The following is a 12,840-nucleotide window of genomic DNA, read 5'->3' on the forward strand; positions in this document are numbered from 1 at the left end:
GCTTGAAACAACGTTGTGGGTTTTTTTCCGCTTGCCGGGCAGGATTCGGCGTTCCTGGGCAAGACTCGCAGGATTGTGCAATAGGCCGGCAGGAATCGACTAACGAGCATTACGTCGGGCGCTTAATCTTGGATCCTGTCGCAGCCCGTCCCATGGCTGCCTCGACACCACCCTGGGAGGGTCGCACATGTCCACGCATATTCCCGTCAGCCATATGGCATTCGTTCGCGCCCGCGCCGGCCGCTCAACGGAGTTGGGTGCTCGCTTGAGCAGTCTGATCGAACCATCCCGCCAGGCCGAAGGTTGCCTGCAGTTCGCCTTGCAGCATTCGCAGTGCGACGCTGACCTGTGGCTGATATCCGGATTCTGGAGCAGCCAGCAGGCGATGACCGATTACTTCTGTTCGCCGGCCATGGCGATCTTCGCCGAGTTGGTCCAGGACCTGGTGGTCAACAGCCTGGATTTCCATACTTTCAGAGACGTCTCGGCGGCCCAGGCCGAAGGCGAATACGCGCAACTGAACGGGGCACCGGTACACCAGCTGGCCAGCTGAGGGTTTAGAATGGCCGACTTTCCATTGGCCAGGACCAGCAACATGGCACGTAAAGAGTTTGCAGCATACGAAGCGGTTTCCGCCGTGGTTCCAGGTGAAGGGGGCTACAGCGCCGCCATCGCGGTCAAGGCCCTGGGTGGTTCAGGGGCACCGCGCTTTCACAAGGTCCTCGACGACCAGAAATTCAAGACCGCCCATGACGCCGACCAGGCTGCCGCGCAGAAGCTTGAGCAGTTGATCGACGTGACCGAAGACGGCGAACTGGCCTGGGAAACGGCCTGATCCGGGTCGCTACCTGATCTGCGCAGCTAGTTGGTTTGAGCAGCTACCTGACCGCCCCCGGGCGGAACATCTTGAACAGGGCCTCTGGCCCCAGCTGGAAATAGTCCGCCGGCCCGCCGCCGCGCAGAATCGGCTCTGCCGCGGCGGTGTCGTATATCCCATCCTTGAGCAGCCACTTGGCGATATGCACGGCGACCACTTCGCCGAGGATCAGCCAGCTGGGCACCAACTCCTGATCCGCGCGCTGCAGTTGAATGATCTGCGTGACCTTGCACTCGAAGGACACCGGGCTTTCGGCTACCCGCGGCACCGCAATCACTTTCGAGGCCACGGGCGTCAGCCCCGCCAGTTCGAACTCATTGACCTCGGCCGGCACGGCCGCGCAGCTCTGGTTCATCCGCTCGGCGAGCGGGCGGGTGGCGAGGTTCCAGGCGAACTCGCCGGTCTGCTCGATGTTGTTCAGGCTGTCTTTGCGACCGACGCTTGCGAAACCGATGATCGGTGGAATGTAATTGAAGGCGTTGAAAAAACTGTAGGGCGCCAGGTTCAGCCGGCCTTGCTGGTCCTGGGAGGAGATCCAGCCGATTGGGCGCGGGCCGACGATGGCGTTGAACGGATCATGGGGCAGGCCGTGGCCCTGGGCGGGTTCGTAGTAATGGATGTCTTCGGACATAGCAGGCTCTTGCGCGGACAAAGAGGGAAGGCCGCCATAGTGCAAGCCATTGAAAGTGAATGCCAGCCTTGCGACGTGCGGTTTTCCCCGGGCCAGAAACAACTAAGCCCGGCCGAAGCCGGGCTGCGGGGCATCCCTGAGGGTTAGCCGATGGCGGCGGCAGTCCCGGTGCGATCGAAGCCGTCGGCAGCGATTGCGCCTGCGGTACCGGTGTGGTCGAAGCCGTCGGCAGCGATTGCGTCAGCGGTGCCGGTGCGATCGAAACCGTCGGAAGCCAGGCTGGTGCTGGCCGAGCTACCCGAGGTGAAAGTGGCCGAGCCGGTGCGGTCGTAACCATCGGCGGCAAAGGTATTGGCAGCCAGTACGGAAAGGGTCAGGGCGAGGATCAGTTTGCTTTTCATGAGGGTCACTCCAGGTTCGTTGACGTTTTGTGCAGTGGGTGTGGAATGGATACTACGCCAGTTAATTTGATTAAAAAGCGCAAATAAATGCTTAAAAATATCTAATTAATAGATGTTTTTGGCGTCAAGAATCGCTGCATAAAGCCTCTTTCCTGCTTCTGCCGCGTTTGAGGCGCCGACACCGATTTCGATGGAAGCAGAGTGAGGGCTGGGCATTAACCGGTCATTAACCTGTCCGCACCACTGAAAAAACGTGATCAACGGTTTTTTCATACCCCCCTTACCTATTTTTCACCGCTCGCCCCGCAGCCTTCGCTCCCACATAGAAGTCCAAGACGGACCGTCTTCACTCGAGCTCTGGAGCACTGCGACGAATGAATAAACTTCCTCAGATCACCCTGGCGTTCTGGGTCATGAAAATCTGCGCGACGACCCTCGGGGAAACCGCCGGCGACTTGCTGTCGATGACCCTGAATGTTGGCTACGCCATCAGCTCGATGATCCTGATCAGCGTGTTCCTGCTGACCCTGGTCACCCAGCTGTTTTCGAAAACCTACAACCCGGTGCTGTACTGGATCGTGATTCTCTCCACCAGCACCGCCGGCACCACCATGTCGGATTTCATGGACCGCACCCTGGGCCTGGGTTATGCCACCGGCTCGGCGATCCTGATCGCGATCCTGATGGCGATCTTCGCGGTCTGGCGCCTGAGCGGCGATCCGCTCAACGTCAACAAAATCCAGACCCTGCGCGGCGAGCTGTTCTATTGGCTGGCGATCCTGTTTTCCAACACCCTGGGCACCGCGCTGGGAGACTACCTGGCGGACGACTCGGGGCTGGGGTTTGCCGGCGGCGCGCTGCTGATCGGCTCGACCATCGCCCTGGTGGTCGTGCTCAAGTACTGCACCCGGATCTCCTCGGTACTGCTGTTCTGGGTGGCGTTCGTGCTGACCCGGCCGTTCGGCGCGACCCTGGGCGACTTCCTGACCAAGCCCCTGGAAAAGGGCGGCCTGGACTTCGGCACCATCGGTTCGTCGGCGGTCTTGGCGGGGATTCTGCTGGTGATGATTGCCGGGGCTTCGTACTACAAGAACCGTAGCGAGCGGCAGGTGGCAGCTGAATTGGGGTGATGATCCGCGCACCGCGTTGCGGTTATCGCGGGCAAGCCCCGCTTCTGTGGGAGCGACGCTTGCCCGCGATAGGGTTTAGCTGATGACACCATAGCGCGAGGGCCTTGCACCCTCTCGCTTTTTCTTGCCGGTCAGTCAGTCTCGATCCGCGAGTGTTTGCGCGTGTCTTTCATGGTGATGTAGACCAGCAGCGACACGGCGATGCAGGCGGTGACATACCAGTAGTAACCGGTTTCCATGCCGACGCTCTTGAACCACAGCGCGATGTATTCGGCGGTGCCGCCGAAGATCGATACGGTCAGCGCGTAGGGCAGGCCCACGCCCAGGGCGCGGATCTCGGTCGGGAACAGCTCGGCCTTGACCACCGCGTTGATCGAGGTATAGCCGCTGACGATGATCAGCGCCGCCATGATCAGGAAGAACGCGCCCCACCAGCTCTGGATGGTGTGCAGGGTGGTGAGGATCGGCACGGTGAAAAGGGTACCGAGGATGCCGAAGGCGATCAGGATAGGACGGCGGCCGATCTTGTCCGATAGCGCGCCGACCACCGGCTGCAGGCACATGAACAGGAACAGGGTCGCCGCGGAAATGGTGGTGGAGTCGGAGATGCTCATGCCGACGGTGTTCACCAGGTATTTCTGCATGTAGGTGGTGTAGGTGTAGAAGGCCAGGGTGCCGCCCATGGTCAGGCCGACCACGGTCATCAGCTCTTTCGGATGACGCATCAGGGTGCGCATCAGGCTTTCTTTCGGCTTTTCCTTCTTCTTGGTGAAGGACTCGGTTTCTTCCATGCCACGACGCAGGTACAGCGCGACGATCGCGCACAGGGCGCCGATGCCGAACGGAATGCGCCAGCCCCAGGATTGCAGCTCCTCGGTGGTCAGCACGTTCTGCAGCACGATCAGCACCGCCAGGGCGATGAGCTGGCCGGAGATCAGGGTCACGTACTGGAAGCTGGAGAAGAAGCCACGACGTTCCTTGGTCGCCATCTCGCTGAGGTAGGTGGCCGAGGTGCCGTATTCGCCGCCGACCGACAGGCCCTGCATCAGGCGCGCCAGCACCAGCAGGATCGGAGCGCCGACGCCGATGGTCTCGTAGCCGGGAGTCAGGGCGATGATCAGGGAGCCGAAGCACATCAGCAGCACCGAGGCCATCAATGCGGCCTTGCGGCCCTTGCGGTCAGCGTAGAGCCCCATCAGCCAGCCGCCGATCGGACGCATCAGGAAGCCCACGGCGAAGATCGCGGCGGTGTTCAGCAGTTGCGCGGTGGTGTCGCCCTTGGGGAAGAAGACTTTGGCGAAGTACAGGGAGAAGGCGGCGTAGACGTACCAGTCGTACCACTCGACCATGTTGCCGACCGAACCGCTGAAGATCGATTTCAGGCGGCTGGCGGTGGTCTTTTCTTTGGCAGGCGCAGCTGCCGACCCAAGAGGCAGGGTTTGCGAGTTATCCATGACGGATCCTTCATTTAATTGTTTTTGTGGAGCGCGCCGAAACGCAGCCTGCTGGAGCTATAGCAGGAGCTGTGCCAGGAGCCGAAAGGCCTGGTTTAGAAGGGTCTTGAGAATTCGATGAGCGGAAATCCGCTCATTGGTGAAAGTGCGTGAGCGGAAAATTGCCGATGAAGGCGGTGTGGGTGAGGGCGTCTTCGCGAGCATCACTCCTCCCCAAGAAACATCTCCCGCGCCAGCCCATGGCGCTGCATCTTTTCATTGAAGGTGCGGCGCGGCAGTTGCAGCTCGACGAGCACCGCCTTGATGTCGCCCTTGTGCCGGGTCAGCGCGGCCCGCAGGCATTGCGCCTCGAAGGCTTCCTGCTGCGCCGCGAGGGACTGGCCGGGGTCGATGGTTTCCGGCTCGGGCTCGCCCAGGCCGAGCACCTGGCGTTCGGCGACGTTGGCCAGTTCGCGCACGTTGCCCGGCCAGTCGTGGCTCAGCAGGCGGCTCAACTGCGCCCCGCTCAGGGGCGCGACGCTACGGCCCAGACGCTCGGCGGCGGCGTGGGCGAAATGTTCGTACAACAGTGGAATGTCTTCGCGTCGATCCCGCAGCGGCGGCAGGCGCAGTTGCGCGACGTTCAGGCGGTAGGCCAGGTCTTCGCGAAAACGCCCGGCGCGGGCTTCGTCCAGCAGGTCCGGCTTGGTCGCGGCAATGATCCGCAGGTCCACCTCGATGCTCTGGTTGGAACCCAATCGCTCGAGCTTCTGTTCCTGCAGCACCCGCAGCAGCTTGACCTGCTGGGCCAGTGGCATGCTTTCGATCTCGTCGAGGAACAGGGTGCCGCCGTCGGCGTATTCCAGCTTGCCGATGCGCTTGCCCTGGGCGCCGGTAAAGGCGCCGCTTTCATGGCCGAACAGCTCGGCTTCGAACAGCTGCTCGGGGATCGCCGCGCAGTTCAGGGCAACAAAAGGCTTGTCGGCGCGCGGCCCGAAGTCGTGCAGGCAGCGGGCGACCAGTTCCTTGCCGCTGCCGGTCTCGCCGCGGATCAGCACGTTGACCGGCAGCGCGGCCAGGTCGACCACCTGGCGCCGCAGGGTCTGCAAGGCGCGGGACACGCCGAGCAGGGTGGAGTCGATTTTCTCCCGGGTATCGGCCTGTTCGTGCAGGCGCCGGTTTTCCAGGACCAGGCCGCGCTTGTCCAGGGCCCGGCGCAGGCTGCTCAACAGGGTTTGCGGGCTGAAGGGTTTTTCCAGGAAGTCATAGGCACCGTCGCGCATCGCTTCCACCGCCATCGGCACGTCGCCGTGGCCGGTCAGCAGGATCACCGGCAGGTCGGCGTCGCGTTGCTGCACCTCTTTGAGCAGCTCCAGGCCGCTGATGCCAGGCATGCGCACGTCGCTGAGGATCACCCCGGGGAAGTCCCTGGGCAGCCGGGCCAGGCAGTCCTCGGCGCGACTGAACAGCTGCACCGCGAAGCCCGACAGGCTCAGCCATTGTTCGACGGCGGTGCGAATACTGGCTTCGTCGTCGACCAGCATCACCGAATTCAACATGGGATATGCGCCTCCAGGTCGATGGGCAGGCTCAGGGTGAAGATCGCGCCCTGGCCTTGATTGCCGGCGCTCAGGCGCCCGCCCAGTTCGTGGACGATAGCGTAGGACACCGCCAGGCCGAGGCCCAGGCCGTCGCCCACCGGCTTGGTGGTGAAGAACGGATCGAAGACGTTCGGCAGGTGTTCTTCGGCGATGCCGCCACCGCTGTCGATGACGCTTAGGCTCCACAGCTGCTGGTCGGCTTCGAGGTGGATTTCCAGGTGCTTGAGGGGCTTGTCGCGCATGGCGTCCAGGGCGTTGCGCAGCAGGTTGATCAGCACCTGCTCCAGGCGTATGGCATCGCCGCGGACCCAGGCCGGGCGCGTCAGTTGCAGGCGTGTGTCGACCTGTTCGTCGCGCAGCCGGGTGTCCAGCAGTTGCAGGGCCTGATCCACCACCGCCGCCAGGTCCAGGCGTTCGCGCAGGCCGCTGGGGCTCTTGCGGGCGAAGGTTTTCAGGTGGCCGGTGAGGCTGGCCATGCGGGTCAGCATATCGTCCAGCGGTTTCAGGGCCTGGTAGGCCTCGTCGATCCGCCCGTGATCGAGCAGCAGGCGCAGGGTGGCCAGTTGCATGCGCTGGGTGGTCAGCGGTTGGTTGATTTCATGGGCCAGGGCCGCGGACATCTGCCCCAGGGCGGCGAGCTTGGCCGATTGCACCAGGCCGTCCTGGGCGGTGCGCAGGTCGCGAGTGCGCTCCTCGACCAGGCGTTCGAGCTCTTCGCGGCTGCGCTGGCGCAGCTTGGCCAGGCGCCAGCGCTGGTTGAGGAACAGCAGCAGGAACACCAGGGTCAGCCAGGCACCGGCCGCGGCCAGGCCGGCATTGCGGCGGTCCTCAAAGGCGATCTGCGGACGGCGCAGCAGGTGCAGGGTCCAGCCTTCGGTGGCCAGGGGCAGGGATTCCCACAGGTAGTCGACGCTGCCGTCCGGGCCCTCGACCCGGGTCAGCGCGCTGTCGTCGTCAAAGCGTCGCAGCGGCCGATGTTCGAGCGGGGTCAGCCGTTGCTTGTCGTATTGCCGGGTGGCCTGGAGTTCGGCGCGGTCGCTGTCCGACAACGGGCGCAGCTGGCGATAACGCCAGCCCGGCTGGTTGGCGATGAACACGATGCCCCGGGCATCGCTGACCAACAGAGTGTCGCTGCCCTGGCTCCATTCGCGCTCCAGTTCGGGGAACTCCAGTTTCACCACCATGGCGCCGAGGAACTGCTCCTGCTCACCCTTGACCGCGCTGGCGAGGAAATAACCGGGAATACCGCTGGTGACGCCCACCGCATAGAAGCGCCCGCTGCCCTGGCTGCGGGTCTGGCTGAAGTAGGGGCGAAAACCGTAGTTGTGCCCGACATAGCTGCTGGGCAGGCGCCAGTTGCTGGCGGCCACGGCGAGGCCGGTGTGGTCCAGCAGCTCCAGGGTCGAGGAGCGGGCGGCGCCGTTGATTTGTTCCAGTTTGCGGTTCAGGGCGTCCTGCTGCTGCGGGCCGACCGGGCCCTTGAGCGCCGAGCGCAGTTCCGGGTCCAGCGCCAGCACGGCGGGCAGGGCGCGGTAACGTTCGATCAGGGTATGCAGGGAGTTGGCGTACAACGCCAGTTGCTCGCTGGCGCGGGCAGCATCGTCCTCCAGCGCCTGGCGCTCGGCGTGGCGCATGGCGAAGGTCGCGCTGACCACGGCGCCGGCGAGGATCACCAGGGTATAGAAGGTCAAGCGCAGCGGGCGGGAGATCTGGACCATGAGTCAAGGGCAGGCTGAAAGGGGCAGGAAAGATAACACGCCTGTCCGAGGCTTCGTTGATCGTGGACAGCCCTTGCCCGGGCAGGCATGAAAAAGGCGGCGCTGCTCATCGAGCAACGCCGCCTTGGGTAACAGCAAGCAGCGCTTACTGCACTTCTACCGCCAGGCTTTCACTGATCTTTTTCTGCCAGATGGCAGGACCGGTGATGTGCACCGACTCGCCTTTGCTGTCGACCGCGACAGTGACCGGCATGTCTTTGACTTCGAACTCGTAGATCGCTTCCATGCCCAGTTCGGCAAAGGCCAGGACCTTGGACTTCTTGATCGCCTGGGCCACCAGGTAGGCAGCGCCGCCGACGGCCATCAGGTACACGGCCTTGCTGTCCTTGATCGCTTCGATCGCGGTCGGGCCGCGCTCGGACTTGCCGATCATGCCCAAGAGGCCAGTCTGCTCGAGGATCTGGCGGGTGAACTTGTCCATCCGCGTCGCGGTGGTCGGGCCAGCCGGGCCAACCACTTCGTCACCGACCGGATCGACCGGGCCGACGTAGTAGATGAAGCGACCCTTGAGGTCAACCGGCAGGGTTTCGCCCTTGTTCAGCATCTCGACCATGCGCTTGTGCGCGGCGTCGCGACCGGTGAGCATCTTGCCGTTGAGCAGGACGGTTTCGCCCGGCTTCCAGCTCTGCACTTCTTCCGGGGTCAGGGTGTCGAGGTTGACGCGACGGGCCGACGGACCGGCTTCCCAGACGATTTCCGGGTAGGCGTCCAGGGGTGGCGCTTCCAGGGACGCAGGGCCCGAGCCGTCGAGCACGAAGTGTGCGTGGCGGGTCGCGGCACAGTTCGGGATCATGCACACCGGCAGGGAGGCGGCGTGGGTCGGGTAGTCCATGATCTTCACGTCGAGCACGGTGGTCAGGCCGCCCAGGCCCTGGGCGCCGATGCCCAGCTGGTTGACCTTCTCGAACAGCTCCAGGCGCATCTCTTCGATACGGTTCTGCGGGCCGCGGGCCTTCAGTTCGTGGATGTCGATGGACTCCATCAACACTTCCTTGGCCATCACCGCGGCTTTCTCGGCGGTACCGCCGATGCCGATGCCGAGCATGCCCGGCGGGCACCAGCCGGCGCCCATGGTCGGAACGGTCTTCAGCACCCAGTCGACGATCGAGTCGGACGGGTTGAGCATGGCCATCTTCGACTTGTTCTCGGAGCCGCCGCCCTTGGCCGCCACGTCCACTTCCACGGTGTTGCCGGGAACGATGGAGTAGTGGATGACCGCCGGGGTGTTGTCCTTGGTGTTTTTACGAGCGCCCGCCGGGTCGGCGAGGATCGAGGCCCGCAGGACGTTTTCCGGCAGGTTGTAAGCGCGACGCACGCCTTCGTTGATCATGTCGTCCAGGCTCATGGTCGCGCCGTCCCAGCGCACGTCCATGCCCACGCGTACGAATACGGTGACGATACCGGTGTCCTGGCAGATCGGGCGGTGACCGGTGGCACACATGCGCGAGTTGATCAGGATCTGCGCCATGGAGTCACGGGCCGCTGGCGATTCTTCGCGCAGGTAGGCTTCGTGCATCGCCTGGATGAAGTCCACGGGGTGGTAGTAGGAAATGAATTGCAGGGCGTCGGCAACGCTCTGAATCAGGTCGTCTTGCTTGATCACGGTCATGAGTCGCGCTCCTCTAAAAGACGGGAACATTTAATAAGGTGCTTGCAGCTTGGGTGCATCGGTCGGTTGCAAGCACCTTCAAGGCACGCCGGACACACTGGCGCGACGCTAAAAAGGCGCGGCAGTATACCGCGCCTCGGGGCCGGGCACACGCGCCGGCAGTCAAACCAAAGTCGCATGCCGGGCATGCGCCGGTCGGGGGATGGCGCCAGGCATGACGGTGGGCGCGGTCCCGGGTCGGATGGCGCTGGGCGGGAACAAAAATGGGATAGTTATTTTTTGGCGACACCACTAAAGTGGCAAGTGGCCTGTAGGGTAGGAAACTCTTTAAAGCCCCCTTTCGCATGGTGAGTCAACGATTGACCCATAACGCTATCCAGAGTCTTTTACTCAAGCGCTTCGTTCTTGCGGCGGGTACCTATGGACTGGCGTTGCTGCTGCTCTGGCTGGCCATTTTCAGTGGCTACTATTCGGCGTCGGTGCATTCGGCGCTGATCGATACCGGCCTGGTGGTGCTGAGCCAGGCGCTGCTGTTCTGGCTGTTTGTCTCCGGGCGCAACCTGCGCTTTCGCGACCCGAGCCTGACCGAGATCCAGATACTCCTGGCCATCGGCTGGCAGACCTGGCTGCTGGCCCACCTCGATACGGCGCGCGGCACCTTCCTGGTGTTCTACCTGCTGACACTGCTGTTCGGCCTGTTCCACCTTCCGCGCCGGGCCTTCGTGCGGTGTGCCCTGTGCATTTTCATCGGTTTTGCCGGGATCACGCTGTGGGACGGCTACCACTTCCGGCTGGCCGATCCGATGCTCGCCGTCCTGCAGGTGTGCGTGCTGTTCGCGGTGCTGATCTGGCTGTGCCTGTACGCCAGCTATGTGCAGACTTCCCGGCAGCGCATGCGGCAACGGCGCTTCGCCTTGCAGGCGCACCAGGACACCTTGCGCGGCATGATGCGACAACTGGAGGACTTGGTCGCCACCGACGAACTGACCGGCCTGTACAATCGACGGCATTTCCTGCGGCTGGCGTCGCGCGAACTGCACGCGATGAGCCTGGAGCAGATGCATGGCCTGGCGCTGATCGACCTCGATCACTTCAAGCGGATCAACGACGTGCACGGCCATGCCGCGGGCGATCAGGTGCTGCAGGCGTTCGCCGCCGTAGCCAGCGCCTGTCTGCGCGATGGCGATGTATTGGCCCGCTACGGCGGCGAGGAGTTTGTCATGTTGTTGCCCGATTGCGATCCCGAACGCCTGACCTCCTGCTGCGAGCGTCTGCGCGTGGCCTTTATGGACGCCCAGTTGATCGGGGTTGAGGTGCCTGGCCTGAGCCTGTCCGTCGGCATGACCCTGGTGGAGCTGGGCGACGACCTGGACGATGCCCTGCAACGTGCCGACCAGGCGCTGTATCGGGCCAAGCGCGACGGACGCAATCGCTGCGCCGCGGCCTGGGAAAATATCGATGCCTGAGCTGCGTGTCGGTGAGCGGCAGTGGTCGGTGGTCGCTGGCAGCAATCTGCTGGATGCCTTGAATCAGGCCGGCGTGGCGGTGCCTTACAGCTGCCGCGCCGGCAGTTGCCACGCCTGCCTGGTGCACTGCGTCGAGGGCCTGCCCAGCGACAGCCGGCCCGATGCCTTGAGCGACGATCAGCGCCAGCGCGGTTGGCGGCTGGCCTGTCAGTGTCAGGTGGTGGAAGACCTGCGGGTCGAAACCTACGACCCGCTGCGCGATGGCGCGCCGGCCGAGGTGGTCGGTGTGGACTGGCTGTCGGCCACGGTGCTGCGCCTGCGTTTGCAGCCGGAGCGCAACCTGCGTTATCAGGCCGGCCAGCACCTGGTGCTATGGACGGCTTCCGGCGTGGCGCGGCCGTATTCGCTGGCGAGCCTGCCTGGCGAAGACCGCTTTCTTGAGTTCCACCTCGATTGCCGCCAGCCCGGCGCGTTCAGCGACGCGGCGCGCCAGCTCAAGCCCGGCGATGGGTTGCGCCTGGGCGAGCTGCGCGGCGGGGCGCTGCACTACGACCCGGACTGGCAAACCCGGCCATTGTGGCTGCTGGCGGCGGGCACCGGGCTAGGGCCCTTGTTCGGTATCCTGCGCGAAGCTTTGCGCCAGGATCATCAGGGCGACATCCGCGTCATTCACCTGGCCCATGACGCCAGCGAACATTACCTGGCCAAGCCCCTGGCGGCGCTGGTGGCGAGCCACGCCAACCTCAGTGTCGAGCTGTTGACCGCGACCGAGCTGCCAGCGGCTTTGGCACAACTGCGGCTTGTTTCGCGGCAAACCCAGGCCTTACTCTGCGGGCACCCCGACAGCGTCGATGCTTTCGCCCGACGCTTGTACCTGGCGGGGCTGCCGCGCAATCAACTGCTGGCTGACGTATTCCTGCCCCGTGGTTGAGCGCTGATCCGGCCTGAGCGAGACCCCCATGACCGATACCATCCTGCTTGAACGCGAGGGCGGGCTGCTGACCCTGCGTCTGAACCGCCCGGACAAGAAAAATGCCCTGACCCGGGCCATGTACAGCCAGCTGGCCGAAGGGTTGCGGCAAGCCGACGCCGACCCTGAGGTCCGCGCGGTACTGCTCAGCGGCAGCAGCGATTGCTTTACCGCCGGCAACGACATTGCCGACTTCCTTCAGCAGCCACCTACCGGTCTCGACAGCCCGGTCTTCCAGTTCATGCGCAGCCTGTTCGAGTGCCGCAAGCCGGTGGTCGCCGCGGTTGCCGGGCCGGCCGTGGGGATCGGCACCACCCTGCTGCTGCATTGCGACCTGGTGTACGTCAGCCGCGATGCCCGGTTGCGCATGCCTTTCGTCAATCTCGGTTTGTGCCCGGAGTTCGGTTCCAGCCTGATCCTGCCGCGCTTGCTCGGACAGGCCAGGGCCGCCGAACTGTTGCTGCTGGGCGAAGGTTTCAGCGGTGAACAGGCGGCGCAATGGGGCATTGCCAACCTGGCCTTGGCCGACGGTGCGGCGACCCTGGACAAGGCCCGGGAGATGGCGCTGCGTTTCGAGAAGCTGGCGCCGCAGGCGGTGCAGATCAGCAAACAGCTGATGCGTACGCCCGATCGCGAACAGCTGCGCAAGGTGATCGAGGAGGAGGGCGCCCTGTTCACCCAGCGCCTGCATTCGCCGGAAGCGCTGGCGGCTTTATCGGGGTTTCTTGCCAAGAGCTGAAATCGGCACCGCTCGTGTAGCCGCTGCCGGAGGCTGCGATCGATTTGGGCGGTATTCCGACGAAGGGGGCGTCAGGTCTCAAGATCGCTGAAGGCCTGGCGGCCTTATCGCAGCCTGGCGGCAGCGGCTACAGGTTCGTGAGTTCCATAAAAGTACCCCCCATAAAAAAGCCCCGCAGTCTTCACTGCGGGGCTCTTTAGTGTTG

Annotated in this window: 13 protein-coding genes; 6 read left to right on the forward strand and 7 right to left on the reverse strand. The window is 63.9% G+C overall.

Features of this window, described 5'->3' with window-relative positions:
* Positions 1 to 187: 187 nt before the first annotated feature.
* Both CRO75_RS08510 and CRO75_RS08515 read left to right on the forward strand, forming a co-directional pair.
* Positions 188 to 553, forward strand: coding sequence for an antibiotic biosynthesis monooxygenase family protein (locus tag CRO75_RS08510; RefSeq protein ID WP_092417550.1), 366 nt, complete (start codon positions 188 to 190; stop codon positions 551 to 553).
* Between the two features lie 9 nt (positions 554 to 562).
* Entirely contained in the window at positions 563 to 835 is a 273-nt protein-coding gene (locus CRO75_RS08515; protein WP_009045324.1) for a hypothetical protein, read from the forward strand.
* A gap of 43 nt (positions 836 to 878) precedes the next feature.
* Here CRO75_RS08515 and CRO75_RS08520 read toward each other — a convergent pair whose 3' ends face one another.
* The 3 genes from CRO75_RS08520 to CRO75_RS32840 all read right to left on the reverse strand — a co-directional run bounded on the left by CRO75_RS08520 (position 879) and on the right by CRO75_RS32840 (position 2,182).
* A complete protein-coding gene (locus CRO75_RS08520) occupies positions 879 to 1,508 on the reverse strand; it encodes a flavin reductase family protein (RefSeq protein WP_097134979.1) in 630 nt (209 codons plus the stop codon).
* 143 nt (positions 1,509 to 1,651) lie between these two features.
* A complete protein-coding gene (locus CRO75_RS08525; protein WP_097134980.1) occupies positions 1,652 to 1,909 on the reverse strand; it encodes a hypothetical protein in 258 nt (85 codons plus the stop codon).
* A 105-nt stretch (positions 1,910 to 2,014) separates the two neighbouring features.
* Positions 2,015 to 2,182 carry a hypothetical protein gene (locus tag CRO75_RS32840; protein ID WP_158539493.1) on the reverse strand — a complete coding sequence of 56 codons (168 nt, stop codon included), beginning with the start codon at positions 2,180 to 2,182 and terminating at the stop codon, positions 2,015 to 2,017.
* Between the two features lie 101 nt (positions 2,183 to 2,283).
* On the opposite strand from CRO75_RS32840, the gene CRO75_RS08530 reads away from it, so the two are divergent.
* The gene (locus CRO75_RS08530; RefSeq protein ID WP_085532121.1) at positions 2,284 to 3,039 is read left to right on the forward strand and encodes a hypothetical protein; all 756 of its coding nucleotides are present in this window, start codon (positions 2,284 to 2,286) and stop codon (positions 3,037 to 3,039) included.
* A gap of 131 nt (positions 3,040 to 3,170) precedes the next feature.
* Here the strand turns inward: CRO75_RS08530 and CRO75_RS08535 are convergent, their stop codons facing one another.
* The 4 genes from CRO75_RS08535 to CRO75_RS08550 all read right to left on the reverse strand — a co-directional run bounded on the left by CRO75_RS08535 (position 3,171) and on the right by CRO75_RS08550 (position 9,460).
* Complete coding sequence (locus CRO75_RS08535; protein ID WP_009045321.1) at positions 3,171 to 4,493, reverse strand: MFS transporter; 1,323 nt, start codon at positions 4,491 to 4,493, stop codon at positions 3,171 to 3,173.
* 203 nt (positions 4,494 to 4,696) lie between these two features.
* Positions 4,697 to 6,031 carry a sigma-54 dependent transcriptional regulator gene (locus tag CRO75_RS08540; protein WP_097134981.1) on the reverse strand — a complete coding sequence of 445 codons (1,335 nt, stop codon included), beginning with the start codon at positions 6,029 to 6,031 and terminating at the stop codon, positions 4,697 to 4,699.
* Positions 6,025 to 7,791: an ATP-binding protein gene (locus CRO75_RS08545; protein ID WP_097134982.1), complete on the reverse strand. Its 1,767-nt coding sequence runs from the start codon at positions 7,789 to 7,791 to the stop codon at positions 6,025 to 6,027. The genes CRO75_RS08540 and CRO75_RS08545 overlap by 7 nt, the downstream gene beginning before the upstream one ends.
* A 145-nt stretch (positions 7,792 to 7,936) precedes the next feature.
* The gene (locus CRO75_RS08550; RefSeq protein WP_007931196.1) at positions 7,937 to 9,460 is read right to left on the reverse strand and encodes a fumarate hydratase; all 1,524 of its coding nucleotides are present in this window, start codon (positions 9,458 to 9,460) and stop codon (positions 7,937 to 7,939) included.
* Between the two features lie 359 nt (positions 9,461 to 9,819).
* Here CRO75_RS08550 and CRO75_RS08560 point away from each other — a divergent pair, with 359 nt between their 5' ends.
* The 3 genes from CRO75_RS08560 to CRO75_RS08570 are packed head-to-tail and all read left to right on the forward strand — an operon-like array spanning position 9,820 to position 12,635.
* Positions 9,820 to 10,926, forward strand: a complete 1,107-nt coding sequence (locus CRO75_RS08560; protein ID WP_097134983.1) for a GGDEF domain-containing protein — start codon at positions 9,820 to 9,822, stop codon at positions 10,924 to 10,926.
* The gene (locus CRO75_RS08565; protein ID WP_097134984.1) at positions 10,919 to 11,857 is read left to right on the forward strand and encodes an iron-sulfur-binding ferredoxin reductase; all 939 of its coding nucleotides are present in this window, start codon (positions 10,919 to 10,921) and stop codon (positions 11,855 to 11,857) included. The genes CRO75_RS08560 and CRO75_RS08565 overlap by 8 nt, the downstream gene beginning before the upstream one ends.
* A gap of 28 nt (positions 11,858 to 11,885) precedes the next feature.
* The gene (locus CRO75_RS08570) at positions 11,886 to 12,635 is read left to right on the forward strand and encodes an enoyl-CoA hydratase-related protein (RefSeq protein WP_097134985.1); all 750 of its coding nucleotides are present in this window, start codon (positions 11,886 to 11,888) and stop codon (positions 12,633 to 12,635) included.
* Positions 12,636 to 12,840: the final 205 nt, after the last annotated feature.

This window comes from Pseudomonas sp. LAMO17WK12:I10, from assembly GCF_900215185.1.
GTDB lineage: Bacteria > Pseudomonadota > Gammaproteobacteria > Pseudomonadales > Pseudomonadaceae > Aquipseudomonas > Aquipseudomonas chlororaphis.